Source organism: Carboxydothermus hydrogenoformans Z-2901 (genome assembly GCF_000012865.1).
GTDB lineage: Bacteria > Bacillota > Z-2901 > Carboxydothermales > Carboxydothermaceae > Carboxydothermus > Carboxydothermus hydrogenoformans.
In genome coordinates this window covers 518,156-544,346 of sequence record NC_007503.1, presented here as the reverse complement: position 1 = coordinate 544,346, position 26,191 = coordinate 518,156, and the positions used below count along the sequence as shown (strand labels likewise).

Annotated in this window: 25 protein-coding genes; 3 read left to right on the top strand and 22 right to left on the bottom strand. The window is 40.9% G+C overall.

The genetic code is table 11. From position 1 onward, the window contains the following. Nucleotides 1-38: 38 nt before the first annotated feature. A complete protein-coding gene (gene aroB / locus CHY_RS02820; RefSeq protein ID WP_011343561.1) occupies nt 39-1,628 on the bottom strand; it encodes a 3-dehydroquinate synthase in 1,590 nt (529 codons plus the stop codon). A gap of 469 nt (nt 1,629-2,097) precedes the next feature. Between aroB and CHY_RS02815 the strand changes: the two genes are divergently transcribed. Beyond that, entirely contained in the window at nt 2,098-3,003 is a 906-nt protein-coding gene (locus tag CHY_RS02815) for a selenium metabolism-associated LysR family transcriptional regulator (protein WP_011343560.1), read from the top strand. A 30-nt stretch (nt 3,004-3,033) separates the two neighbouring features. Here CHY_RS02815 and CHY_RS02810 read toward each other — a convergent pair whose 3' ends face one another. From CHY_RS02810 to CHY_RS02770, 9 genes are read right to left on the bottom strand one after another with little or no spacing between them, the layout of a single operon-like run. Beyond that, nucleotides 3,034-3,507, bottom strand: a complete 474-nt coding sequence (locus tag CHY_RS02810; RefSeq protein WP_011343559.1) for a hypothetical protein — start codon at nt 3,505-3,507, stop codon at nt 3,034-3,036. A 59-nt stretch (nt 3,508-3,566) separates the two neighbouring features. Continuing rightward, a complete protein-coding gene (locus CHY_RS02805) occupies nt 3,567-4,733 on the bottom strand; it encodes a YeeE/YedE family protein (protein WP_011343558.1) in 1,167 nt (388 codons plus the stop codon). A gap of 15 nt (nt 4,734-4,748) precedes the next feature. Further along, nucleotides 4,749-4,973, bottom strand: coding sequence for a sulfurtransferase TusA family protein (locus CHY_RS02800; RefSeq protein WP_011343557.1), 225 nt, complete (start codon nt 4,971-4,973; stop codon nt 4,749-4,751). A 52-nt stretch (nt 4,974-5,025) separates the two neighbouring features. Further along, on the bottom strand, nt 5,026-6,180 hold the full coding sequence (aroC, locus tag CHY_RS02795) for a chorismate synthase (protein WP_011343556.1): 1,155 nt from the start codon (nt 6,178-6,180) through the stop codon (nt 5,026-5,028). Between the two features lie 53 nt (nt 6,181-6,233). Continuing rightward, nucleotides 6,234-7,082 carry a shikimate dehydrogenase gene (aroE, locus tag CHY_RS02790; RefSeq protein WP_041537623.1) on the bottom strand — a complete coding sequence of 283 codons (849 nt, stop codon included), beginning with the start codon at nt 7,080-7,082 and terminating at the stop codon, nt 6,234-6,236. Further along, nucleotides 7,060-7,608: a YqeG family HAD IIIA-type phosphatase gene (locus CHY_RS02785; protein WP_011343554.1), complete on the bottom strand. Its 549-nt coding sequence runs from the start codon at nt 7,606-7,608 to the stop codon at nt 7,060-7,062. The genes aroE and CHY_RS02785 overlap by 23 nt, the downstream gene beginning before the upstream one ends. 10 nt (nt 7,609-7,618) lie before the next feature. After that, nucleotides 7,619-8,635, bottom strand: a complete 1,017-nt coding sequence (locus tag CHY_RS02780; RefSeq protein WP_011343553.1) for a molybdopterin-binding protein — start codon at nt 8,633-8,635, stop codon at nt 7,619-7,621. A gap of 11 nt (nt 8,636-8,646) precedes the next feature. Then, complete coding sequence (locus CHY_RS02775) at nt 8,647-9,171, bottom strand: chromate transporter (RefSeq protein WP_011343552.1); 525 nt, start codon at nt 9,169-9,171, stop codon at nt 8,647-8,649. Between the two features lie 4 nt (nt 9,172-9,175). Further along, complete coding sequence (locus CHY_RS02770) at nt 9,176-9,514, bottom strand: winged helix-turn-helix domain-containing protein (RefSeq protein WP_011343551.1); 339 nt, start codon at nt 9,512-9,514, stop codon at nt 9,176-9,178. Between the two features lie 283 nt (nt 9,515-9,797). On the opposite strand from CHY_RS02770, the gene CHY_RS02765 reads away from it, so the two are divergent. Continuing rightward, nucleotides 9,798-11,633: an APC family permease gene (locus CHY_RS02765; RefSeq protein WP_011343550.1), complete on the top strand. Its 1,836-nt coding sequence runs from the start codon at nt 9,798-9,800 to the stop codon at nt 11,631-11,633. A 33-nt stretch (nt 11,634-11,666) separates the two neighbouring features. Here the strand turns inward: CHY_RS02765 and sigK are convergent, their stop codons facing one another. The 5 genes from sigK to CHY_RS02740 all read right to left on the bottom strand — a co-directional run bounded on the left by sigK (nt 11,667) and on the right by CHY_RS02740 (nt 16,596). Beyond that, complete coding sequence (gene sigK / locus CHY_RS02760) at nt 11,667-12,371, bottom strand: RNA polymerase sporulation sigma factor SigK (RefSeq protein WP_011343549.1); 705 nt, start codon at nt 12,369-12,371, stop codon at nt 11,667-11,669. Nucleotides 12,372-12,948: 577 nt separating this feature from the next. After that, a complete protein-coding gene (locus tag CHY_RS02755; protein ID WP_011343546.1) occupies nt 12,949-13,287 on the bottom strand; it encodes a hypothetical protein in 339 nt (112 codons plus the stop codon). Nucleotides 13,288-13,603: 316 nt separating this feature from the next. Then, nucleotides 13,604-14,536: a PepSY domain-containing protein gene (locus CHY_RS02750; RefSeq protein WP_162485047.1), complete on the bottom strand. Its 933-nt coding sequence runs from the start codon at nt 14,534-14,536 to the stop codon at nt 13,604-13,606. Between the two features lie 96 nt (nt 14,537-14,632). Continuing rightward, nucleotides 14,633-15,298: a SurA N-terminal domain-containing protein gene (locus tag CHY_RS02745; RefSeq protein ID WP_011343543.1), complete on the bottom strand. Its 666-nt coding sequence runs from the start codon at nt 15,296-15,298 to the stop codon at nt 14,633-14,635. A gap of 143 nt (nt 15,299-15,441) precedes the next feature. Then, nucleotides 15,442-16,596: a hypothetical protein gene (locus tag CHY_RS02740; RefSeq protein ID WP_041537621.1), complete on the bottom strand. Its 1,155-nt coding sequence runs from the start codon at nt 16,594-16,596 to the stop codon at nt 15,442-15,444. A 158-nt stretch (nt 16,597-16,754) separates the two neighbouring features. Between CHY_RS02740 and CHY_RS02735 the strand changes: the two genes are divergently transcribed. Further along, nucleotides 16,755-17,999 carry an ammonia-forming cytochrome c nitrite reductase subunit c552 gene (locus tag CHY_RS02735; RefSeq protein WP_011343540.1) on the top strand — a complete coding sequence of 415 codons (1,245 nt, stop codon included), beginning with the start codon at nt 16,755-16,757 and terminating at the stop codon, nt 17,997-17,999. Nucleotides 18,000-18,097: 98 nt separating this feature from the next. On the opposite strand, the gene CHY_RS02730 is transcribed toward CHY_RS02735, so the two are convergent. The 7 genes from CHY_RS02730 to CHY_RS02700 form a co-directional block, all read right to left on the bottom strand. Then, the gene (locus tag CHY_RS02730; protein WP_011343539.1) at nt 18,098-18,484 is read right to left on the bottom strand and encodes a VOC family protein; all 387 of its coding nucleotides are present in this window, start codon (nt 18,482-18,484) and stop codon (nt 18,098-18,100) included. 15 nt (nt 18,485-18,499) lie between these two features. Then, nucleotides 18,500-19,180 carry a response regulator transcription factor gene (locus CHY_RS02725; RefSeq protein WP_011343538.1) on the bottom strand — a complete coding sequence of 227 codons (681 nt, stop codon included), beginning with the start codon at nt 19,178-19,180 and terminating at the stop codon, nt 18,500-18,502. Next, nucleotides 19,173-20,768: a c-type heme family protein gene (locus tag CHY_RS02720; RefSeq protein WP_011343537.1), complete on the bottom strand. Its 1,596-nt coding sequence runs from the start codon at nt 20,766-20,768 to the stop codon at nt 19,173-19,175. Before CHY_RS02720 ends, CHY_RS02725 begins: the two co-directional genes overlap by 8 nt. Nucleotides 20,769-20,866: 98 nt before the next feature. Continuing rightward, nucleotides 20,867-22,231 carry a NapC/NirT family cytochrome c gene (locus CHY_RS02715; protein ID WP_011343536.1) on the bottom strand — a complete coding sequence of 455 codons (1,365 nt, stop codon included), beginning with the start codon at nt 22,229-22,231 and terminating at the stop codon, nt 20,867-20,869. A 19-nt stretch (nt 22,232-22,250) separates the two neighbouring features. Then, nucleotides 22,251-22,874, bottom strand: coding sequence for a hypothetical protein (locus CHY_RS02710; RefSeq protein WP_011343535.1), 624 nt, complete (start codon nt 22,872-22,874; stop codon nt 22,251-22,253). Nucleotides 22,875-22,885: 11 nt separating this feature from the next. Then, nucleotides 22,886-23,497: a 4Fe-4S dicluster domain-containing protein gene (locus CHY_RS02705; RefSeq protein ID WP_011343534.1), complete on the bottom strand. Its 612-nt coding sequence runs from the start codon at nt 23,495-23,497 to the stop codon at nt 22,886-22,888. Between the two features lie 6 nt (nt 23,498-23,503). Continuing rightward, a complete protein-coding gene (locus tag CHY_RS02700; protein WP_041537620.1) occupies nt 23,504-26,191 on the bottom strand; it encodes a molybdopterin oxidoreductase family protein in 2,688 nt (895 codons plus the stop codon).

Sequence of the window (26,191 nt, the reverse complement as noted above, 5' to 3'; positions counted from 1 at the left end):
TTTACCTTAAGAGTTCGTCAAAAAAAAACAAAAATCCTTTAAGAAAAATTCAACGTTAACCACTTTTGTAACCATTCTCTCTTTATTTCAACATTTTCCGGGTATTCACCAATCTTCTTTAAAAGCATAAAAGCGATATCTTCCCGATTTTTTTTATCTTTATCCATAAAAACAAGTAAGCTATCGGGATTTAAGGATAGTTTTAAGTAAGCATAATTTTTCTCGATAAACTCCCGTATTTTTTCCCATTCCTCCTCCCTTAAATATCCTAAATCTTTAGAGAGCTTGGCTTCCCATAATATTCCCAGAGCTACCGCTTCGCCGTGAAGAATACCGGAAAACCCGTTTACACCTTCTATCGCATGGCCTATGGTGTGGCCTAAATTTAATACCGCCCGTAACCCTTCTTCCCGTTCATCGAGGGATACAACCTTTGCTTTTATTTTTACCGCCGCCTTGATAATCCTTTGCCAATCCCTTGGACGGAGCTTATCCAGGTTTAATCCGGAAAGCCACCCGACAAGGCTTTCTTCAGCAATTAAAAACGCTTTATAAATTTCAGCCAATCCCGCCAGCACTTCTCTTCTGGGAAGAGTTTTTAGGTAAGTAGTATCTATTAACACTACTTTTGGCTGGTAAAAGGCTCCTACCAGGTTTTTCCCTTGGGGAAGGTTAATCCCCACTTTCCCCCCTACACTGCTATCCACCATAGAAAGAAGAGTTGTCGGTACCTGGACAAAATTGATTCCCCGCAAATAGGTTGCGGCAAAAAATCCAGTAGCATCTCCTACTACTCCTCCCCCAAAGGCCATAACGGTATCATGGCGGCGTAGTCCAAACTCTATGGCTTTATCGTAAAGCTTCACAATATATTCCATAGATTTTGCAACTTCCCCCTGGGGAAGAAAAAAAACGTCGGTTTTAAAACCTTCCTTTGTTAAACTTTCTTCTAAAGTTTTGCCATATAAACCAAAGATATTTTCCTGGGAAACAATTAAAATCTTTTTCCCGGTAACTTTTTCTTTTAAAAACTCACCCGCTTTTAACGCCACTTTTTCGCCAAAATATACCGGATAACTATTTTCAGCCAAATTAATGTAAAGTTTCCGGGGAAACCGTAAACCATCAATAGTCAGGGATTTTAGGATCGCGTCAACGACCTCGCCTGAGTCTTTACCTTCGGTATTAATTGCTACATCGGAAACTTCCCGGTAAAACTTATCCCGGCGACGGTAAAGCTCCGAAAGCTTTTCTAAAGGGTCCCCCTGGGTAAGTATTGGTCTATTTTCTAAATTAATAAGACGCCGGATTATAACTTCCGGGGACGCCTTTAAATAAACCACTAAGCCAAGATTTTTTAACTTTCTTCTCGCATCCATTCGTTCTACCGTTCCCCCACCGGTGGCAATCACCGCATTATGAAGTTTAAAAAGTTCCTGTAGTTTCTTTACTTCCAAACGGCGGAAATAGCGCTCACCGAAACGGGCAAATATTTCTTTAATCGTAAGTCCCGTCTCTTCTTCAATCTTCCGGTCAAGATCCACAAAATTCCTTTTTAATTTCCTCGCTAAAATCCGACCTATATGTGTTTTGCCAGCCCCCGGTAGTCCCACTAAAATGATGTTCATTTTAACAACCCTTTCCTTTAAAAATATACAAATAAAAATATACAAAAAAAGCCGGAAGTTGCTCCCCCAATCCTGCCAATTACCGCCTTCACAGCAACATCCGGCAAATCAACATCTTTAATTCATTATATGCCTTTTTTAACCTGAATTCAACAACTTTTGCATAAAAAAAGAGGTGAATTGTTAACCCTGCTAACTGCCGTATCCACAGCAATTTCCCCTCAAAGAACTATATCATTGCTTTTTTATTACCAAGAAAACTTAATCTGATTTTATATTTTTTTAGATAGAACGTAACACCCCCTTATCCGGTTTACACCTTTTCACGTTATAGATAAACCCCACCGTTTTATATAAATAAATCTTATGAAAAAGAAGGAATTTAAAAACTTATGCCGAAAAAAGTTATAAAAAGGTTTGTGAATTTTAAGACTTATTTGGCTTCTTAATAAGGGGAGGGTGTATCCGGGTGAATTTAAACCAATTGGAAGCTTTTTGCAATATCGTGGAGCAGGGCAGCATCTCCAAAGCTGCAAAGTTAATGCATTTGTCCCAACCTGCCCTTTCCACGCAAATTGCCGCCTTGGAAAACCAGCTGCAGGTTAAACTGATGGAACGAACAAACCGCGGGATTGAATTAACCGAAGCGGGGGAAACTCTGCTTTACTACGCCAAGCGAATCTGCAATCTGGTAAAAAATTTAAATGAAGAAATCGAGCGTTTAAAAAACCTGGAAGAAGAAGAATTATCGATTGGAGCAGCCTCAACCATAGGCGGTTATGCCTTACCCTGTAGCATTTACATCTTCCAGGAAAAGTACGAATCCGCCCGTATTAAGCTAACCATTATGAATACCGAAAAAGTTATCGAAGCCCTGTTAGACCGGCAAATTGATATAGGTTTAGTGGAAAGTAACATTGAAAGTAACGAATTTATCTCTTCTCATTTAACTTACGATGAGCTTGTCTTAGTAGTCCCCAATAATAATTCTTATAAGAACAAAGAAATTCTTACCCTTGACGAACTAAGAACTCTCCCCTTTATCATTCGCGAAAAAGGATCGGGTATCAGGCAGACTATCGAAAAAGCTCTGGCAGAAAAAGGACTTAATATTTCCGATTTAAACATCGTAATGGAGGTAAACAGCATCGATGCTATTAAAGTAGCGGTGGAATCTGGAAAAGGTGTATCGCTGCTCCCACGGTTTGCGGTAAAAAAAGAACTTAGAACCGGAAGTCTAAAATCGATTAAAGTTAAAGACATATCCCTGCTTCATCCTTTTGTAGCTATTACGCTAAAAAATAAAAAACGTTCCCTTTTGGAGAAAAAGTTTTTAGCTTTTATTAATTCTCCCAAAGAACGAGGTTTCTGTTAAAAAAGGGCTGAAAGCGCTTGCTTTCAGCCCTTAACTTAAAGGTTTGGCATCGGAAATGTACCATTTATCGTTGACCTTTTTTAAAGTAATTTCGTATTTAAGAGGTCTCGCCACTAAAGAATCCAACTTTTTCTCGGGATATTTTATGGTGAAGAAATCGCCGGTAACTTCACTTTCCACTAACAGTTTTGCCATATCATCCTTTTGCTCTTTAATTTCAATTTTTTTATAATCAACTTTATATAAAATAAACTTCGTGTCATTTTTCCGTAGGAATTCTAAATACTTTAAAACCCTGGATAGCTGGGGTTCTACATAAACTTCCCGTGCCAGCTTCTCCGATTTATTTTTATCCCCCACTAACTCCTGGCTTTTAAAATCTTTTAAATCAAGCTCCTTATACATCTTTACAAGCTTACTTTCTCTCTTTAAACCACAACCCTGAGTAAAAGCTAACGTTAACACAATCACCGCTAAAAGGGCAATTACTTTTTTTATTTTCATCTTACCCCATCCCTCCAAAAGCCACTTTATCCGCAACGCTTATAAATATTCGAGCTATCTTAATTTTTTCCTGCTTTAAGGTAATAATATTTTAATCCCCTGGTTCCCAAAAAAGCCCCTACCAGTAAGCCAGCAAAAAATAACCAACCGTGCAGGGAAAAGGAAGCTATTCCTCCGATAAAAGCTCCGATGGAACAACCAAAGGATAAACGGGCACCTATACCCATTAAAAAACCACCTAAAATGCTCCCCCAGAACTGGATTGGTTTTCGAATTTTGCGAATCCTAAATTCTCCAGAAATTGAAGAAGCTAAAAAGCCTCCGGCGATAACACCAAAATTAACAAAGTTAAAAACAAGTGCCCCAAACCCATTTTCGTAAATTTGCCGGTGGCTTGATAAAGCAAGAAACTTCCAGTTTTCAATGTTTATTCCGAGACTTTTTAAGAGCCATAAACCCCAGAAGGAAAAGACGGTATTAACCCGCCACACTTTCTCCGAAAAATAAAAGATGAGTCCACTAAATACCACAAAAAACAAAGCCCCTACCAGATAAGGCCAGGGTCTTTTCCAAAAGGGAGTATCTTCCCATTCTAACTCGACTTCTGCCAAATCTTCCTGTTTTTTTTCCCAAAAATAAAACACTAAGATTATTAAGACTATTAAAAACAACTGTAATAAAATAGCGTTTAACCATCCTAAAGTTTCCGGTAAATAAACGGGTTTAAAGGAAATTACCATTTCCCAGATAAAGTTAAAAAGATATGTTCCCAAAAAGGTACCGAAAAACATAAAAATAAAGGTTAAAAAGGCCGCCAATTGGCCTTCCCCCATCCTTACCAGGGTACTCCCGGCACAACCGCCAGCCCAGACCATGCCAAAACCAAATAAAATACCGCCTAACAGGTTAAAGGGTCCGGTATAGTAAATCGATCCCTTACCGAAATGCGTTGGTAAAAAAAACTGCAGGCTACTAAATACTACAGTGGTAAATAAAATTAAGAAAAAAAGATTTTTCATACCGACAGGGTTTTTAAACAAAAATAAATCATTAAAGGCTGATGCCACGCAAATCCGACTTTTTTGCATGGCAAAACCTATGCCCATACCCAAAAAATAATACAAAAGCATAGCAGGATTTATGATAGATAACGCTATCCCCAGACCTATCAATAATAAATAACCCGGTATTACCGATAAATAATAAGCTCTCTTTTCGGTCTGCAAAGGATTTAGTCCTCCTTAACACTTTTCGACCGTAACCTGCCAGATGCCAAAATCAACTTCTTTTACTTTAATTTTGCATTTATATTTTTTTAACTGTTTTTTTATAAATAGAGGAGCACAGCTATGATCCGTTTCTAAAACAAAGCTTTCACCGGGATTGAGCTTTTTAAACTCTTCTTCGGCTTTTATCACCGGTATGGGGCACATTTCCCCAAGACAGTCTATAAAGCGCTTGTTCATTTTTTCACCTTTCTATAATAATAACTTTTCGCTATAAAATTCTCTTTTCCTTCTAATAATTGGCTATAGATTGAAGATAATTTTGATAGTTTCTTTTTGTTTCCTCGATTCGGTCACCGCCAAATTTTTCAAGAAAGCTTTCCATTAATACCAGGGCAGTAACTGCTTCCCCTACTACTCCCGCCGCCGGAACGGCTGTTATGTCCGACCGTTCCACTTGAGCCGGCTTTGTTTCCTTGGTAACGATGTCCACCGATTTTAAGGGCTTTACCTGAGTGGGAATGGGTTTTAAGGAAACTTTGGCTATTAACGGCATGCCATTGGTTACTCCGCCTTCTAACCCCCCGGCTTTATTGGTTTTCCGGTAAAAGTGGCCATTTTCGTAATAAATCTCATCCACCGCCATCCGTCCGGGAATATTGGCAAGAGCAATACCATCGCCAATCTCGACCCCTTTGGCCGAAGGAATGGCCATTAATGCTCCGGCCAGACGGCCATCTAATTTTCTGTCCCAGTGAACGTAGCTTCCCAGGCCCGGGGGTAGCCCAAACACCACCACCTCAAAAATGCCACCCAAAGTATCCCCGTTTTCCCGGGCCCGATCCACCCATTTGAGCATCCGTCCCTCAACCTGGGCGTCAAGACAACGCAGGGGGTGTTCATCGGCTTTTTTTAGCTCTTCTTCAGGAAGACCCCCGGGATATTCCACTTCCACCGAACCTATTCTCAATACGTGACTGTAAATCCGAACGCCGAACTCCGCCAAAAAAAGTTTGGCAACTGCTCCCGCAGCTACCCGGACCGCCGTCTCCCGGGCCGAAGCCCTTTCCAAAACGTTCCTTAAATCTTTATGCCCGTACTTTAACCCCCCGGCTAAATCGGCATGACCAGGGCGAGGCACGGTAACCTCCCTTCCCGGTTCGATTTCTCCGGTGGTCCGCATAAACTTCTCCCAGTTTTCATAATCCCGGTTTTTAACCTTTATGGTAATAGGTGCTCCGGTAGCAAAGCCTCCCCGGACGCCTGTTAAAATTTGCGCTTCATCCTTTTCTATTTTCATCCGCTCCCCCCGGCCATAGCCCAGTTGCCGGCGGGAAAGTTCGTGGTTTATGTAATCAAGGTCAACCTTAAGTCCTGCCGGCACTCCTTCCAAAATCACATATAATCCTTCACCGTGGGATTCCCCCGAAGTTAAATACCGAAACATCGCACAACCCCCATCAGTAAAATTTACCTCTATTTTACTTGATTCCCGGCTCTTTAACAAGAAAGGCCGATAGCTTTTTTCATCACCTTAACCGGCGGGCTAACCCCGGTCCATTTTTCAAAAGCCAGAACACCCTGCCAGAGCAGCATGGAAAGACCGTTTATTGTCCTGGCACCTTTTTCTTTAGAAGCTTTCAGGAATTTAGTTTCGGCAGGGTTATAAATAAGGTCGTAAGCCACAAAATCGGAAGTAACGCCGGTAAAATCCACCGCCGGCATCTGGTTTTCATAAGGATGCATTCCCAGGGGTAAAGTATTAACCGCCATATGATAAGGCGCAAGGGAAATGGGTTTATCGCCAAGTTCAAGAATTTCGGATATTTTCCCGACTCCCTGGAAGTCTTTAGCTAATTCCTTTGCCTTATCGATGGTGCGGTTAGCAATGATAAGTTCAGCTCCGGCGGTTAAAAGCGCATACGCTACCGCCCGTGCCGCTCCCCCCGCTCCTAAGAGCAAAACTTTTTTCCCGGTAACTTCAACGTCGTTTTCTTTTAAACTTAATAAAAAGCCGGGGGCATCGGTATTGTAACCAATAAGCCTACCCCGGTCATGGACGATGGTATTTACCGCACCAATGGTTTTTGCTTCCGTTGCTACTTCATCTAAAAAAGGAAAAACCTTTTCTTTATAAGGAATGGTTACGTTAATCCCCCGAAAGTTAAAAGCTTTTAGGCCATAGATGGCCTGGGGCAAGCTTTCTTCAGCAACTTCCAGGGGCAGGTACAGGAAATTTAAATTTAGGGCTTTAAAAGCTTCATTATGCATCTGAGGGGAAAGGGTATGTTTTAAAGGATAACCGATTATCCCCGTTAGTTTGGTTTCACCGTTTATCCGCATGGCCATTTAATCCCCCCTGAGGTCCGTATATTTTCAGACCCTTTTGTAAAAGTCGCTTTAAAAGGTAACTTTCGATAAACCTGTTAATTTTCGTTCCGATAAACTCCCGGGAAGCCATAGGTGTTACCAGGATCGCCATTAACCCCGCTCTTTTGGCTCCAATTATGTCGGTTAAAAGCTGATCTCCTATCACCGCCACTTCCGACGGCTTAAGCCCCATAAGCTCCACTCCCTGCAAAAACGCCCGCCTCCGGGGTTTAATGGCCCGGGCTACATAAGGGATACCCAGAAAAACAGCCACTTCTCGCACCCGCTCGTTGCTGTTGTTGGAAACCAGGCAAAACTTTATCCCAAACTCTTGCAATTTTTTTACCCATTTAACCACATCCCGGGGAATGGTTTTCTCCCCCCAGGGGGAAATGGTGTTATCAAGGTCAAGAATTATTCCTTTTAAATTATATTTTTTTAAGAGCTCTTCATCCAGTACAGTAACCTTTTCTAAATATAAATCCGGCCAAAAATAGTTTAACATATTGCCTCCTTTATTTTCCAAAGGGACAATGGGGGTAGGTGCAAACCGGACACTCAAGGCAAAGGCCTCCGTGCCCTAAAGCTGCAATATCTTTTCTGGTTAATACTTCCCCGGCTAAGATCCGCGGAAGAACCAAATCAAAAATGGTGGTTTTACTGTACATGACACAACCGGGAAGTCCTAAAACCGGTACTCCATCCAAAAGAGCATACAGGAACATAGCACCGGGAAGCACCGGCGACCCATATACTACTACTTCGCCACCGGCTCTCTTAATTCCTCCCGGCGTCAGGTCATCGGGGTCTACCGACATTCCACCGGTAGCTAAAATTAGCTCCATACCCGCTTCTTTTAGTTTTAAAATGGCTTCGGCGATTTTCTCGACATCATCGGGCGCTTTAAGATGCATGTCTATTGTTAACCCAAAAGCTTTTAACTTTTCCGCCAACACCGGTGTAAACTTGTCTTCAATCCGGCCATAAAAAATTTCGTTACCGGTATTAACAACCCCTACCTTTGGTTGGGCTAAGGGTTTTACCTCTAAAACCTTTTTATCCCGACAAATCTCTTCTACTTTTTTTATCTTTTCCTCTTCAATCACCAGGGGAATAATCCGGGTGCCGGCCACATACTGACCGGGCCCTACCACCCGGTTGGTGTGAAGGGTAGAAACCATAAGTTCTCCCAACATATTTATCTCAAATAAAGCCTCGCGATCGACTTTGAAAAGTCCCCGTTCCTTTACTAAAAGATTAACTTTTCCTTCTTTTGGTTCGGTAAAAATAAACCGGTCTCCACCAACTGCCCGGGCAATTCTCTGGGCTGCCTCGTTTTCGTGGAGAATTCCCTCTTTTACTTCCCAGACGTAAATGTGATCTTTTCCCAACTTTAAAAGTTCGGGAATGTCTTCTTCCCGGATAATATGGCCTTTTTTAAAGGCAGGACCTTTAAATTCTCCCGGGACGATTTTGGTTATATCGTGGCATAATACCATCCCTATCGCTTCCTGCACCGGAACTTTTTTCATTATTTCCACCTCTATTTAAATAAGATTATACCTAAAATTCCTGCTCCAACAATGGTTAAAGCGGGATCAAAATTAAAAAAAGCTACCGCGGTAAAAACCAGCGCAGCAATTATATATCCTTTTACTGCAAAACTTGTCTTTAAAAGCATTGACACCCCAAAGCCCAGTACCATCGCAAAGGTACCGTATTTTACTCCCTTTATAAAATTTTTAGTTAGCGGATGATGGCCAATTTTAAAGAGTATCCCGATTAAGCTAAGCATTAATAAAACCGGTGGTAGAATATTACCAATATTGGCAACAACCACTCCTATTATACCTGCAACTTTGTAACCGGTATAGGTAGCAAATTTGGCGGAAATTGCTCCCGGAATAGCCTGGGTTATTCCCAGTACTTCCATAAATTCGTCTTTGGTCAGCCACCGGTAATGTTCCACCACTTCCCTTTCAATTATGGGAATTAAAGAGTACGCTCCCCCAAAGGAGAACGCCCCTACTTTTAAAAAAGCCAGAAATAAGTTAATTATTGACTGCATTACCTTACTCCTCCTTAAAATAAGCCGCAAACAATTCATCCAGATAATCCTGGGCACGGTTGCGAAATTCCCCATATTTTTCTAAAAGCTTAAGTCCGTCCCCGGTTAATTCAGCCCTTCCGCCCCCTTTTCCGCCTTTGTAAAAGTTTAAAAGTTTTATTCCAAGCCTTTGTTCCAAGGCTTTTATCATCATATACGCTTTACTGTAAGCCATCTTTTGTTCTTCGGCAGCCCGCTTTAAAGAACCAGTCTTTTGCACTCCTAATAACAGGCGATACGGTCCATCACCAAACAATTTTTCTCCCTCATCGGTTACAATCCATAATTTGCTTCTTAAACGCAAGTTTCCACCTCCGATATTCTGATTTAAGAATATCGAAAAAACGTTTTTTTGTAAATACATAAATATGGCTAAACCAGGTCGTTAAAAAAAGGCGGTGGTTTAAAAATCACGCAATTTCATAAAATAACAATGTTTAAAAGGCCTTAATTTAATCATTAATAAAATGATGGTTATTTAAAAATCTTTCGTTCATTTTGCTTAATTTCTAAGATTTATTTTTAAACATGAAAGTAGTTTAATTAATTGTTGTAGCGAAACAAAAGATTTTCAGGAGGAAGGTTTTATGAATTACCGCATAAAAGACTTGTTAATTGGCTCTCCACTCAGGACAGAAAAAATTGCTGAAGAACGTTTAACCAAAATTAAAGCTTTAGCAATTTTTTCCTCTGATGCTTTATCATCGGTTGCTTATGCGACCGAAGAAATTTTACTTGTTTTAATAGCTGCCGGTCCCGTAGCATTAAAATTATCTCTCCCCATTTCAATTGCTATTTTATTTCTCTTAGGAATATTAACCTTATCCTACCGCCAGGGAATTTTAGCTTATCCCAATGGTGGCGGAGCTTATGTAGTATCTTTAGAAAATTTAGGTCAGGTTCCGGGATTAATTGCCGGGTCATCACTGTTAGTTGATTACATTTTAACTGTAGCAGTTAGTGTAAGTTCAGGTATTGCTGCTATTACCTCAGCTTTTCCTTCCCTTTATCCCTATCGGGTGATTTTAGGCGTGTTAACGGTATTATTTATCACTATTATGAACCTTAGAGGTATACGTGAATCCGGTACCTTTTTTGCTATTCCTACTTATGCTTTTATTTTTACTTTTCTTATTTTAATAGGAGTGGGAACTTATAAACTTATTACTGGTCAACTTACTCCATTACCAGTTACTACAACGGCAGAAAGTTTTGCCCCCTTAACTCTTTTTTTATTGTTAAAAGCCTTTTCTTCCGGTTGTACCGCTCTTACCGGAGTTGAAACAATTTCTAACGGCGTTCCGGCTTTTTTCCCGCCTGAAGACAAAAACGCCCGCATCACGATGGTTTGGATGGCCCTTTTATTGGGAACATTATTCTTTGGAATAACCTACCTCGCCTATAACTTAAATGTTGTCCCTAAAGTTGGCGAAACAGTTGTTTCGCAAATCGCCCGGATAATTTTTGGGAAAACCCTTTTTTATTACCTGGTACAAGCCAGCACAGCTATAATTTTGTTTTTGGCAGCAAACTCCAGTTTTAACGGTTTTCCTCGTCTTTCCTGTTTAATGGCCAGAGATGGTTATCTCCCAAGAATCCTTTCGGTCCTCGGGACCCGTTTAGTTTTCAGTCATGGTATTGTAATCTTAGGAGTAATTTCTTCTCTGTTAATAATTATTTTTAAAGGCGATACTCACGCTTTAATCCCTCTGTACGCTGTAGGGGTTTTTGTTTCCTTTACCTTAATGCAGGCAGGCTTGATTAAGCACTGGTATAAAACAAAAGAAAGCGGTTGGAAAGTTAATATTTTAATCAACAGTCTCGGAGCTATTGCCACCGGTATTGCCTCAATAATAATTGCTACCACTAAATTTTTGGGTGGCGCTTGGATTGTTGTTATTTTAATCCCGCTAATGATTCTTCTCTTTTCCAAAATTAAACGTCACTATTTAGCTATAGCCGAACAATTAAGAGTAGTTTCGATACCTGAAGATATCTGGAAAACTGAAAACCAATCACCCTTAGTAATTATTCCTGTAGCAAGTTTTAATAAAGTAGTTTTAAACGCTATTAAGTACGCCCGCTCTATCTCGGAGGATGTAATAGCTATCAACATTGCTTTTAATGAGGAAAGCAAAGCAAAAATTGAAGAAAAGTGGGAAAAATTTAAAGTCCCGGCAAAACTACTGGTCATTACTTCTGCTTACCGGGATGTTTACGGCCCACTTTTAAGATTTATCAACCATATGGAGCACAGAGCTGTAGAAAAAGGCCGTTTTATTATGGTGGTTATTCCCGAATTTGTCCCTCATAAATGGTGGCATTTTCTTCTTCATAACCAAACCGGTTTTAAGCTAAAGACTTTACTGCTTTTTAGAAAAAATGTTTTAGTAACCAGTGTTCCTTACCACCTAACTGACTAATACTTCAAAAAGCCGCCTAAAATTTAAGGCGGCTTAAAATTTTACCTTATTTTCGGGAAAACAGTTTAAAAGCTTTAAGATGGCTCTTTTTTCAATCCTTGATACATACGACCGGGAAATCCCCATTTTTTTGGCAATTTCCCGCTGGGTTTTCCTGGGGGTTTGGGAAAGTCCAAACCTTTCTTCAATTACCTTTCGTTCCCGGGGAGTTAGTTTCTTTAAATTTTTCTCGATAGTCTCGGCATCGAGCATCCGCACCACCTGCTCTAAAACGATATCTCCCCGGGTGCCGAGAATATCTAAAAGGGTAATTTCATTTCCCTCTTTATCAAAACCGATGGGATCATAAAGGGAAACCTCACCCCGGTTTTTCTTGGTGGCACGAAGATGCATTAAAATTTCATTTTCCACGCATTTTGCCGCATAGGTAGCAAGCTTAGTTCCTTTATCGGGGCGAAAGGTATCGATAGCTTTAATAAGCCCAATGGTACCAATGGAAATTAAATCTTCCGTTGCCTCTCCGGTACCTTCAAATTTTTTTACAATATGGGCAACCAGCCGTAAATTCCGCTCCGCCAGCACATCCCGGGCCTCCCGGTCACCCTGTAAAAGCCTATCAATGTAGTAAGCCTCCTCTTCTTCCGATAACGGCTGGGGAAAAGCACTGCCAGCCAAATACCCAAGTAGAAATAAAAGGCCTTCCACTACCAGGGTAATAAGTGCACCTAAAACACCCATACCATCCCTCCCGCACACTCTTCCCTATATGATATGCGGGAATTGGGAAAGGGTGACGGGAAAAGGGGGTAAAAAAGAAAAAATCCTATCGCTTTAACCGCATGACACCGCTTTAGATAGCGGCGTACCTCAAGGCACGGTCATATTATGCGGGCTGAAATAGTATTGCTTTGCATGCTCGATCAATTGCAGTACATAAAAAAATCCTGCCACTTAGCAGGATTTTAAAATCCCTCATAATTAAATGTTAATTCATACTTTGCTGGAAAATAAACTCAAACTGTGGCAAAAGCTTCTTCACAATTTCCTTGTCCTTTGAAAAATCTATAATCGTCAATCCGGTAATCCTTTCGTTTACGGTAGAACGCTTAATAATGTCCTTACCGGGCGTTTTATTACTAAGTCTAATTGTGGGCTATCAAACCTTTGCCTGGATAGGTACTCTCTTAGTCCAAAAAATTAGCCGGAAAAATGTTTTTGGGATTTAAAGATTAATCCAAGTAATAGAAAACCAGCAGCAATACCGCTAATATTAATTACCGCCGGATACTGCAAAAGGGCTGAGCCAAGAGGTAAATTAGCCTCCCAACTGATCGGATCTTTCTATCAAATTGCCATTTTTATCATAGGCTTCTACTCTTTTAAAGCCTTTTACATAATTCTCCCGGTAGAAGAGATATCCGCCAAGATCGCTTTCGTAACTTACATCGCTTACTTCCTCTTTACCATCAACATAAACTACCTTAACTTTGGCAATACGTTTATCAAATACTGTTCCGTAAACCATTAAAAATTTGAACTTTTCCGAATCATACGAAGTACTGGAAATGGTCATCTTTTGATCGGGACTGGTTTTTCCAATACCTCCGCCTAAGCCATATACGTTAACTTTACCGTATTTAATATTTATTTGCACGAGATCTTCATAATTTATATTTACAATGTCATAATTACAAATAGCAACATACTCATTTTTATTAAATTTTTTTAATAAAACTACCTTGATATTTTCGGCTGGCAGAATATTTTCTTTTATTTCTTTTATTAAAATACTTTTTAATGTATTTTCATCATAATTGGTACTACAGGCAGTGAAAGCAAAAGAATAATACCCAAAATAAAATTAAAAATATTTTTTCTTTTTCATGAAAATATCTTCCTTTCCTTCACAGCCACGCCCAAACCATCATCTCCAATACTCATTAAAACCATCCTCCCCAAAATCTTAGATTTTAATAAATCCCTTCAGTGATAATTTCCCCCGATTCCGCATTTATTTCTATCCTTCCACCGTGATGAATCCATTTGCCTTTTTCATCAAAGCATTTATCCTGGGGAACGTTAAATTTATATTCAATCGAATATTTTAAAATATTTTCCTGAACTTTGCTCTTATGATTAATCCCAATCATTAATGTAATGTTGTAATCTTTAATTTCGTTACCGGGGTATTTTTTCTCAAGTATTTCTAACGCTTCTTTTGTTGATATTCTCGGCGTTAACTTTTTAAACTTTTCACCAGTATAACCACAGGTGTAACTAATTATTTTACCGCTTATGGCATCAACCGCTGCGGCAACAAATATGGGAAGTTTTATTTCGTCATCTACCGCATTCCATACAAATCTATATTCTCGCAGAGACCCTCGATTAAAATACTTGTCTTCGTCCAAAATCATGTTATATGAATTAAACGGCTTAAAATGCTTTATGACAAAATTAAAGGCAGTCTCTTTGGCTATTTCATGAGCTATTACCGGTAGGCTTAAATTAGAACTTATGGCATTTTCATCAGTAAATCTCACTACTTCATAATTGAGCTCTGGAACGAGCGTTATATACCTTGTACCGTCACTTAATTTTACTTTAACTTCAATATTTCTTTGGTTTCCCTCCATTTCAATATTAGTTAAGGTAATTTTAAAATCTTTTTCTCCTAAAAATTCATTAACCTTATTTTTCAATTTCCTAAAATCTATATTTCTTAACTCCTCGTTATCTATTTTCACATCGTTACCAAGAAAAATCCCCAGCTCCTTCATTTCCTTATTTTTATCTGCAGGAGTTTGAAACAAATTACCTGCTATTGTACTTATTTCATTGTTAAATAAAAATAAATTTAAAAAAAACCAAATAAAAATAATTAAAGATATTTTTCTTCCCAACTGTAAAATCACCGTCCCCAAATTTACTTAACATAAAAAGCCACACCCCTTTGGTTAAAACTTACTGTTAATATATCCCAAGGTAGGCTGCGGCTCTTAGGAATCTGTACTGTTTTTTATTCCGATAAGTTCTGGTTTTAAAATTTTAACTTTAAGTTTTGCCTTTTCTTCTTCGATATAATCCCGATACTTTTTCTGAAGCTCATTTCCAGTAAGGTTATATTTTTCGCTTAACTCTTTTAAAATCGCTTTCCGAACCTTCCCTGTTACAAGAGCCTTACGGTAAATTTCAAAAATTTCTTTACTTTTCCAGTATTGTTCTTCGGTCATATTTAACCCTTCAAGGTAACTTAGAAACTCGCTATACTCTGCCGGATTGGTCTTTTTTAAGTTTTCCATCCCTTCTTTATAATCCTGGATTGCCTTTTCTACTTCTTCATCGGAAACAGTTATTTTTCTTTTTTCGGCTTCTTCCTTCAACACCGTTCGTCTCTTTAATTCCTCCAGCACCTCTTCCGGAGTAACAGTTCTGCCGTCTAAAACATAACTTCTTTTAAACAGTTCAAACTCTCTTAGCGTCACATCCCGGTCACCAATTCTGGCAACAACTACATCATACTTTTTATCATGATTAACTTTTTTTAGAAATTCGCCAAACTGTTTAAATTTATCATTTAAAATTTCTGCCGCTGGAGTTAAGTTAAAAAATAAAAAGAGGAATATTAAAACAATTAATAGGATAAAAATTCCTTTTCTCCTCACCTTTTTTACCACCTTTAAAAATAAGACTACCAGTATTTTTTAATAAACCTTACCGCAATATAAAGCATTCCAATTAATATACAAAAGTTAATTACCGTCCACAAAAAATCCATCCACGCAAAGGGCATAAGTAACCACCTCGATTACCATTTTAAATCCGTATTTAAAAAGAAACTTTCTTTGGTCCCGGGATTACTAAATTTTATAACAATTTTCAAGTTATTTACCTTCAAATAGTCAACCGGCATTAAATATAAGTTTATTTTATGTGATTGGTTATCCACACTAACGGATTTAAAATTAATTTTATTCCCTGCAATAATTGCATAAGTTTCTTCAAATAAGTCGTCACCGCTAATTTCTCCTTCAATTTTAGTAATGGTTTTAGCAAAGATAATTTTCTTTATTTTTAGTTCGTTCCCATGTTCTTTTCCTGAAATGTTAAAACCTAACTCCACCGGCCGGAAGACCTTTAAGGGAAATTTCACTTCCCACTTTCCTTCGACCCCATTTATTCTTTTTAACGTTAAGGTTACATCGGTATTTTTCGTTGGACTTCCGGCAAATTCAATTAAGGTCTCATCCTCACTGCCTTTGCTCCACTTAACCGGCAAATACCTCTTCCCCGCTCCATCAATCAACTGAATATTTCCAAAATCCCACTCTTCTTTTCCTGGATATTTTCCCTCTACCGCCACTTTAAGAACAGTTCTTACTCCGTCGGCAATAGCACCTCTTACGAATACAATGATTCCATTGTACTCGCTCTTTTTTTCTTTTTCCTGAATTAAATTATTTAAATCGGCAAAGATTAAGCCTTCGTCATAGCTTTCCTGAAATATTCTGGCAATTTTCCCGTCCCGGTATCTTAGGTAGGGGTCAGTGCTATTTTCAATCATAATTTTATTGTTAATAAAGTAAAGTTCATCTTCAAAGCTATTTCGCTCACCATTAACTTCATAAGTACCCTGAACCCGATAAATTAAAAGTCCATCATCAATACGCCTTGAAATATCTTTTATTTCTACCACCCTATAACCTCGACCTGTTAGTAGTTCAGTCTTTCGCAGATAAAGATTCTTTGCTGCAAGAGCCGGAAGCTTTGCAGGTCTATCAGAATATTTATCCCAGTAAAACAGGTAGTTTGCTGCTTTATCATACTCAGCTTTTAATAAATGTTGATAATAGGATTTTACGCAAATATCTTTAATGATAACTTTATTAAAATAAAAACCAATTCCGCTGAAGATTAAAATAATTCCTAAAATTTTAAGTAGTTTTTTTATAGAAATAGTCACGCCTACCATTCCTTTACTGGTATATTTTTACTTTTATTTTCCCAGTTACTTCCCCATTCGTCAAGAAAATTTTATGAAAAAATAAATTTTGTAAGAATTTTGTAAGAAATATCTCTTAGAGTAAAAGTGAAAACAAACACTTTCAAGGAGGGATGTTCATGAAGAAGTTTTATTATCTTATCTCCGGCGGACTTTTACTTTTAATTTTAGCTTTGGTAATAGTAAGCCCGGTGGTTACTACCGAAGCTGCTGTAAAAAAAGCCCCGCCAAAACCTACCCTTTCGCAAATCATTGCGGAAGTTTCTAAAACTTTCTTTAAAAACAGTGAAATGAAAAAGGAGCCCAGTAAGTACGGCGGCTCAATACCCTATTCCCACTTAGAAGAATCTCCGTACTTAAAAACCCTCTGGGAAGGCTATCCCTTCAGCAAAGACTACAACGAAGACCGGGGACACTATTATACTTTAGAAGATGTAAAATCGACCAAGCGACTGTCTCCCGCAACTCCGATGACCTGTATGACCTGTAAGTCTTCCGATGTGCCGGCCGCAATGAAAAAGTACGGCGATGCCTACTATACTTTACCAATGCTGGTTTATCAGGATGAATTTAAACACTCCATCGGCTGCAGCGACTGCCACGATTTAAAAACCTTCAAGTTAGTTGTTACACGGCCAGCATTCATTGAAGCTATGAAGCGTCGAGGAATTGATGTAACCAAAGCGTCACAGTCCCAGATGCGCACTTATGTCTGTGGTCAGTGCCACGTGGAATACTTCTTTGACCCGCAAAACGGCAAGAAGTTAACCTTCCCCTGGGATAAAGGATTTGATCCGGAAAACATCTACCAGTACTATGAAGAACGAGCCTTTAGCGACTGGACCAATCCCTCTACCTTTGTAAAAGAACTAAAAGCCCAGCATCCGGAATTTGAAATGTTCCAGGGAAGCACGCACCAGCAGGCAGGCGCTACCTGTGCCGATTGCCACATGCCCAAGAAAACCGTAAAAAGTGGAAATCTTACGTTTACTATAGCAAGCCACCAGTGGACATCACCTTTAAAAGACATGTCCGCCTGTAAAAAGTGCCACACTAAAGATGCCAAGTATTTAATGGAGAGGGTATTTTACATTCAGGATCGGGTGAAAGCCGCTATCGACCGGGCAGGAGAAGCCAATGCCGAAACTTTAAAGGTTATCAAATCGGTGGCAGCAGGCACTTATGATCCTGCAATTTTAGCCGAAGCGCAAAAACTTCAACGGGAAAGTCAGTGGTACTGGGATTATGTAGCGGCGGAAAACTCCACCGGTTTCCATAACCCGGCGAAAGCTTTCGCTACTTTAAATAAGTCTATCGAACTTGCCTATCAAGCAAGATTAAAAGCTTTGGAAGCTAAGAAATAATCCACCCGCCCTTTCTCTATAAAGAAAGCCCGCAGTCTAAATGCTGCGGGCTTTCTGTCGATAGTGAAAATGGTGGTTCTAAGAACCGTCCCTAACGGTTACTTTCTTTCAACTAAGTTGTAAATATTGCCATATAAATCTTTAAAAAGGGCTGAAACTCCCCATGGTACCTCCTGCGGAGGCGAAACAATTTCAACACCACGGGCTGCTAACTCCTCGCAGGTTTTCCGACAGTCAGAAGTTAAGAAAACCCAGGTGCCATTTTTTCCTACCAGTTTTAACTGTTCTTCAGCATTTTCCCCAAAAGGTTTAAAAAGGACAAATTCAATTTCAGGTTGATTGGCCGGAGAGATAGTAAGCCACCGCATACCGTGGCCAAAATTGTTGTCTTCTCTTTTTACAAATCCAAGTTTTTCCGTATACCAGGCTAAAGCTTCTTCCTGGTCCCGTACAAATAAAGTAACGTGAGACAATTTTAAATCCATTTTTCCTGCTCCTTTCTATATTTTTTCTGCTTTATAACCAACTCCCCAGACCGTTTTAATAATCCGCGGGGAACTGGGGTCTTCTTCTATTTTTTCCCGGAGTCTTCGAACCAATACCGAAACGATATTGGGATCCTCGGGAAAAGTATCCGGCCAAAGCCTATCCATTATCTGTTCTTTAGTAAATATCCGGTTGGGGTTTTTAAAAAGGAGTTCCAGTAAAGCATATTCTTTAGAAGTCAACTCCACCGGCTCCCCGTTTTTTAAGACCTCCCGGGTTTTTAAGTTCACAGCTACCTTACCATATTTCAGGATCTCCTCCTCACCCCTGCCTTTGCGGTAACGACGCAAGACTGCCTTTATTCTAAGCATTAATTCCGCAGGACTAAAGGGTTTGGTTAAGTAATCATCTACTCCAAGGGTAAATCCGGTAATCTTATCCATCTCCTCCCCTCGGGCAGTTAGGATAATTACCGGAACGTCTTCCCGGTTTTTAATTTCCTTTAATACCGAAAATCCGTCCTGTTTCGGAAGGTTTAAATCTAATATAACAAGGTCAAAATTTTCCCGGTAAAAATGTTCTACTGCCGCCTCTCCATCGTACGCCTGCACAAAATCGTAATTTTCAGCCTTTAAAAGATGGGCAAGAGCTTTTTGGATTTTCTGGTCATCTTCCACCACTAAAATTTTATACATCGCTAAACCCTTCCTTAATAACAATATAAAAACTGCTTCCACGACCGAGTTTCGACTTTACTTTAATTTCGTAACCGAGCAGTTCACACAGGTCTTTTGCCAAGGTAAGCCCCAGGCCAGTACCGTCAACCTTTTGATCTTTACGCCAGAACTTATTAAAGATGTTAGGTAAGTCTTCCGGTGCAATTCCCGGTCCGGAATCTTTCACATAGATATACAGGCGGCCAAAGATTTTCCGCAATCCTACCGAAATCTTCCCCCCCGGCGGAGTAAACTTAATAGCGTTACCGATTATATTTCCCAGGATTAATTTCAGTTTGTGTTCATCGGTTATTAAAATTCCGGTAATATTCGTTTTAATTTTCAGGCTTACCCGGCGTGACCTGGCTTTATTTTTGTAAAATTTAAAACATTGCTCCAAAAATTGCTGCAAATTTACCGGAGAATAGGTAACGGTAATTTTTCCGGCTTCAATTTTAGCCATAGTTAAGAGTGTTTCAATTTGCTTTAAAAGTTCCTGGCCGCTTTCCATTATATCTTCTAAATACTCTTTTTGCCAGGGAAGCAGGTTTTCACTGTCGGCTAAAAGAATTTCACCAAAGGCTAAAATGCTGGTAAGCGGAGTTTTGAGCTCATGGCTAACCATGGCAATTATCTCCGATTTAAAAGCGTTGGCCCTGGCTAACTCCTCATTGGCTAAGGAAAGCTCATGAGTTCGCTCTCTTACTTTTTCCTCGAGGTTATGATAAAGTTCTTTTAACTTCTGGGCCATCTGGTGGAAGTTTTCGGAAAGTTCTTTAATCTCCCGGCTATTAGTTTCTATAACTTTCGTCTTAAAGTTACCGGTAGCCACCTCTCCAGTCATAGCCACAATTTCTTTTAGCGGCTCTTCAATGGTATTTTTTATAACTGTAAAGCTAAAAAGACCGATAGTACCTAAAAAGGCAAGAAACAATAAGAAATTTCCTTTTAATTTACGTTCAAACTCGACTTGCAAATTATCCGCAGGAACCACCAGCGAAATAGCACCGGCAAAATCCCCAAGTTTATACCCTTCTTTGGGATAGCCGGCAATATCTTTGACTCCCACCGGTTCGCCGTGACAATCGAGGCACGGCTCTTCAATGTATAGAGGTTTCATATAGTAAAAATAACGGTGCCCATCCCTTTCTATGTTGCGATAAAGTTCCTGTTTTTGCGGGTTTGCGGCCAGCTCTTTGAGCATTTCTTTTTCCACGGGATCCGGGGCATTTTCGGGATTACGGTATTTAAGGCGGGTTTGCTTTAGCCGGTAGCCGGTAGTTTGATTGAAATACTTTGCTACCTGTCGTCCAACCGCCGCCGGATTTAAATGTTTAAATTCAAAATGCCCTTGGCTGTCATAATTTATTTTATCTTGATTTTCGGCGATTACCCGGCGGGTTGCCACCAGACCGGAAGTAATAACCCGGGCTTTTTCTAAAAGCTCTTTCTGGTAACTATAGCGGGTTTCGGCAACGTTCCAGATAAAAGCCAGAAGCGAAAAAAAGCCTATAACAACGCCCATGCCAAGCATAAGCTTTTGGCTTAATTTAATTTCATGCATCATATTTACTGCCCCTTTTTACATTCTACGATAATTATAACAATTTTTCTCCAATATTCGTAGAAAAAAAATCCGGGCAGTGCCCGGAACATTTAGATTTCTTAATTATGGCATTTTTTACAAAAGATTTTAAAATCATGGCAGGGCGTACAGCTTTCGGGACGAAGTTTGGCTGTAATACCATGGTTTTGTATCCAGCGTTCATCGTGACCGGTTTTAGGATGGCAGGTACTGCAATAATCCGGCTGCCGGTGACAGGGCAGGCAGGACGTTTGGGTTTTTGCTACTTGCCCGTGACGTACTATCCAGCTACTATCGTGACCAAGCTTCTGATGACAGGTATTGCAGGTAGTTTTATTGGTATGACAGGTATTACATTTTGCCGGATTTTCCCTATATTCCTTGCTGTGAACGGTTAAAAAGGTGCTATTATGGGGCGATTTACTTGTATGACAGCTGGTACAGGTAGTTTTGCTATGGCAGGTATAACAGGTGCTGCTTCCCTTGGCTAAAGCCGTAACTCCATGAGTTCTAAGCCACCCACTCGGATGGGGCATGTCTACTTTGTGACAGCTACTGCATTCGGTTTTAGTATGACAAGAATAGCAATTGACGTTTTTATTTTGTAAAGTAAACTTTCCATGCTCTTTATTCCAATTAGCCGGGTGGGGTATTTCAACCTGGTGACAACTTATACAGGTTTGGGCCTTTCCCCCTTCCACAGGCTTTTCATGGCAGGTGTTACATACTTTTACATCGGAAACCTTGTGATTTTGGAGCCAACCTTTCGGGTGGGGCATTTGTACACCGTTATGGCAGGTGTTACAGTATTTTTCTACCCCCAATTCCCCGGTGTGGCAGGTAGTACAAGATTTTAGATCTTTTTTGGCTGCCTCACCGTGAGCTGCAAGCCATTTCGCATCGTGATTCTGAGGTTTCATGGTCGCTTTACTCTGATGACAGCTTTCACATTTTACCGGCCCGTTTTTCGCTTTATGACAGTCGAGGCAGTCCTGCATCTTTAAGGTTTTGGGCTCGCCATGAACCAGATCCCCGTGACAGGTTACACATTCCAGTCCTTTTTTACCCGCATGCAGCTCGTGACTAAAATTTATAGCCGTAGGCCCGGGAAGTTTATTTAATTCATGGCAGGACTGACAGCGGCGGTTGGGTACTTCTGCCTTCCCTTTAATTTCTGCCGGTTCAGGCTTACGGGTAAGCTCTACCGCCACTTGTTTAAGACCACCAAGTTTAACTTTTACAAGTCCTACAAGCCCCGGGTCCCGATGGCAAGCCATACAGTCGGTCTTTGAATGGGCAGATGTTTTCCAGGCAGTCACGTAAGGCTTCATCGAATGGCACGTATTACAAAAGGTTGGCTTGCTGGTCTCGTGAATCCCAATTCCAAGAGCCGATAGCAAAATAATACCTGCTATTACCAGAGTTAACAGCAATTTTTTCTTCAATTTTGCACCCCCAAACAATTTAAATCTTTATTTTGTTCAGCCAGTTAATCGCTTCGGCGTTAGTAACAATTTTGCCAGGGTTAAAATAATACCTGGTTTCTTTTTGATAAACCCATTTTCCTTTAACTTTTTTCCGCACCTTATAAACTTTTGCTTCAGGGGTTAGTAGCTTATATTTCAGCAAATAGGCAACCCCTTTTTGATAGGAAGAGGGGATTTTATTCCGGTCGGCCAGGCGGCTTAAAATAGCCGCTGTTTCTTTGGATGATAGGGAAGGTTTTAGCACCTGAGCCAAGTACCCAGCCGCTTCAAGCCTGGTAAGGCCTTTACTGGGATTTTTGACACTTAATTCCATAGCAGGTACGAGGCCGGTATCGGCTAAATACTTTAGATCGCTAACATTTCCTGCTGCTTCCCGGTCAAACACCTGCACCTTTTGCTGCAAGACCTTTTCTAAGAGCAAATTTACAAACTGGGCTTCGGTAATGGTGCTCCCCGTCTGGGGCTTAATTTCCGGAAATTCAAACCTTGTGTGACAGCTGAGGCAATTATTCCCGTAACTCCTATCGGATTTGGCCATTACGGGAGTTGCCACAACCATTAAAAAAATGAACAGAATAAAAAGCCGGAGCTTTTTTTTCACCGCTCTCCCCCCTAAAAGGTAATGTAATAAACTCTGGGTGACGTTTTATATTCTGGTTTAAGCCTCTTTACCTTTTTAGCGTTTTGCTTTAAAAGCTGGCTTACTTCACTATTGGGATCATCTAAGTCGCCAAATTTTATCGCCCCGGAGTGACAACTTCTACTGCACATGGTTTTTTCCCCTTTATCTACCAAATGGGCGCAAAACTCGCATTTTCCAGCTACTCCCTTGGGTTCACCCTTTACCGGCACTTTGCGTATATACCGGGCCTGATAGGGACAGGCCTTTAAGCAAAGACGGCAGCCGATACATTTATATTTATCGATGACTACTATCCCGTCTTTTCTTTTGTAACTTGCTTTTACAGGACAAACGGCGATACAGGGTGCGTTGTCGCAGTGCATGCACGGCATGGGTATGGAGCGAATTTGACCATATACCGTTGCGGTTAATACCCGCATGTTGTAATAATCAAGCTCCCCGGCTGCCCACCGGGCTAACTGCTCACCGGCCTCTTCACCGGTTCTATCTACCGGAACATTATTTTCCACGGCACAAACCGCGGTACAACCGCGGCACCCCCGGCATTTACGCAGGTCAATAACCATTCCGTAACGTGCCATCCGTCATCACACCTTTCTTATTTTCACCGCGGCAAATTTTAGTTCGGGCTGTTTGGAAACGGGGTCGTAAGCATCGGTACTTAAGACATTTCCGGCGGATTTTCCGGGAGGCGCCTCTTTTTGGCCGGTAAACAAATTCCCTAAAAAGCCATAAGCCCAGGGCATCCAAACCACCCCTTCCCGCGGTGTTTTTACAGTATCGATTTTGGCTTTCACCGTAACCTTACCCCGACGGCTTTCCACTTCTACCCAGTCCCCGTCCTTTATACCAAGTTTCTTCGCATCGTTGGGATTTATGGACAGCCAGGCTTCGGGGCGCAGCCGGTGGGGCAATGCGCAGCGTCCCGTCCGGGTCCTGGTATGCCAGTGCTCATAAATCCGGGGTAGAGTGAGCATAAACGGATATTCAGCATCAATCCATTCCTCTGCGGGATGAACTTGCTCAAATAAGAAACATCTAAGTTTTCCGTCCGGAGTAGCAAAACGTTTTTGGTATATTGCTTCGTAGTTTTCATCGTAAAGCCGTTCAAGACCTTTGTGACTGCTGTCCAAAACGGGAAGCTTAAAGCCCACATACCCTTTAGCATCTTTTTCCGTCCTTAACCGTTCATAGGATAAGCCGCTTAAATCATTGCCTGGTATTCCCTTAGAAACATACGCAAGTTCGCTAAACAGTCGTTTTTGAATTTCCTGATGAGCTTCCCTTAATTCCCGGATATTAGCCTGGACATTTTCAAATAATGGCTCGTAACCCTGAATTATGGGCTCTAATAAAAACTTTAGAAAATCTGCGTCTTCCTGACGCCCTTCTTCGGCCAAAGCCTTCTGGTACTTGTAAACAAAAGCAAGGTGAATAATTTCATCGGGTAACGCGTCCCCGGGGGGTTCCACCGCTTTTTCTAATATCTGGACTCGCCGCTCCGAATTTAAATATGTCCCGTACGCTTCTCCGGAAATAGCCGCTGCCGGGAGCACCACATCGGCAAAAGCCATGGTTTCGGTAGGATAGATATCTTGAACCACCACTAAATCGGCTTTCCGTAAAGCCTCATGAACCATGTTGAGGTTGGGAAACGCCACCATCGGGTTAGTGCAAACCGTCCAGATCCCTTTTATGTTTCCATTTTTGAGGTTCTTAAAGATATCAACGGAGGTCAGAGAAAGTCGGGAATACTTTGTTACCGGGTCTTCAAGCCGTTCCAAAATTTTGGCTTCCATTTCCTGGTTCCCCCGGGCCATAGCCTTGGCCAGTGATGCCCGATGGGCAGCCAGCGGGTGATTACGGTTGCCCGGAAGTCTGCCTACCACCGCACCTCCAACTCTTTGACCAAGTCCATTGGGCTGACCTACCGTCGGCATTACCCCTGCTCCTGCTCTGCCAATCCGGCCGGTTACCGCGTGCAGGGTTACCAGAGCCAAGTGCTTGGAAACCCCATTTGACTGCTGGCCAAAGCCCTGCAGATACATAGACATGGTATTTTTATTTCGGACAAACATTTGAGCTGCCTTGCGAATATCTTCCGGGGTTAATCCAGTAGTTTTGGCTACATCTTCCGGTTTGTACGCGGCTAAAAATTTGGCATATTCTTTAAACCCTTCCAGTCCGGAAGGAAGCTTAATTTCCTCGAAAATTTTAGGACCTTCTTTACCCAGCCGGGCTAAAACTTGATAATCACCCCGATAGAAATTTACGTATTTGGCGATAAATTCGGTGTCGATATGTTTAGGCTTGACTTTGCCGCTTATTACATCATCGGCCCACCTGCTCACATCACCGGCATAATCCCGGTTTACCCCCTCAAGTTCATAAATTATTACATGGGCCATACTGTTAATAAAGGCCACATCGGTGGTAGGAATAATCGGAAGATACAAATCCCCAGCTTTATAATTTAAAATCTGGGTGGCGGAAATCTTCACGGGATTTATCACGGCGATTTTTAAGTTATCACCTTTTTGGACTTTAGCCTCCACTATTTTGCCAAACCAACCCGGTAAGGTGTCAGCTATGTTAAAACCAAAGATAAACAGGTTATCTGCCTCAAAAACATCGTCAAAGCTCATAGGCGGGCCATCGATACCAAAGGAAATCACCATAGCGTTGGCTTTAGTTGCCTGGCATAACCGGCCGTTGTTGTCGTTATGAATATTCATGCCTATAACATTGAATTTTGCCTGCAGGTACATAAATTCAGTAGATACCTGACCACTGCCGTACATGGCAAAGGGGTGCTTATCCCCAAACTTTGTCTTTGTGTATTCTTTTACTTTCTTAACCATATAATTTAACGCTTCGTCCCAGGAAACTTCCCGGAAATTCTCCAAACTACCCCTTTTCTCCGGGTCCCGCAAAAGCGGTTTTTTCAGCCGATCTTTGACCCCGGGAGAATTGCTAAGGTACAAATCCGCCAGGGTTGCTCCTTTTATACAAACACCACCCCGGTTCCAGGCCTCGGGATTACCCCGAACACTTACCACTTTTCCTTCCCTTACCCCGTAAAGGATGGAGCAACCAGCACCGCAATATGGGCAGACGCTGTTTACCCACTTTTCCGCCGGAAGATTGGCAGCTTCAGCTATATCCTGGCTAAAATTTTCAATCCAGCGGCTTTTTCCGACGGCCTTTAAACCCATAAGCGCTGCCCCGGCACCAGCGCCCTTTAAAAATTTACGCCGTGTAAATTTTCGAGCCAC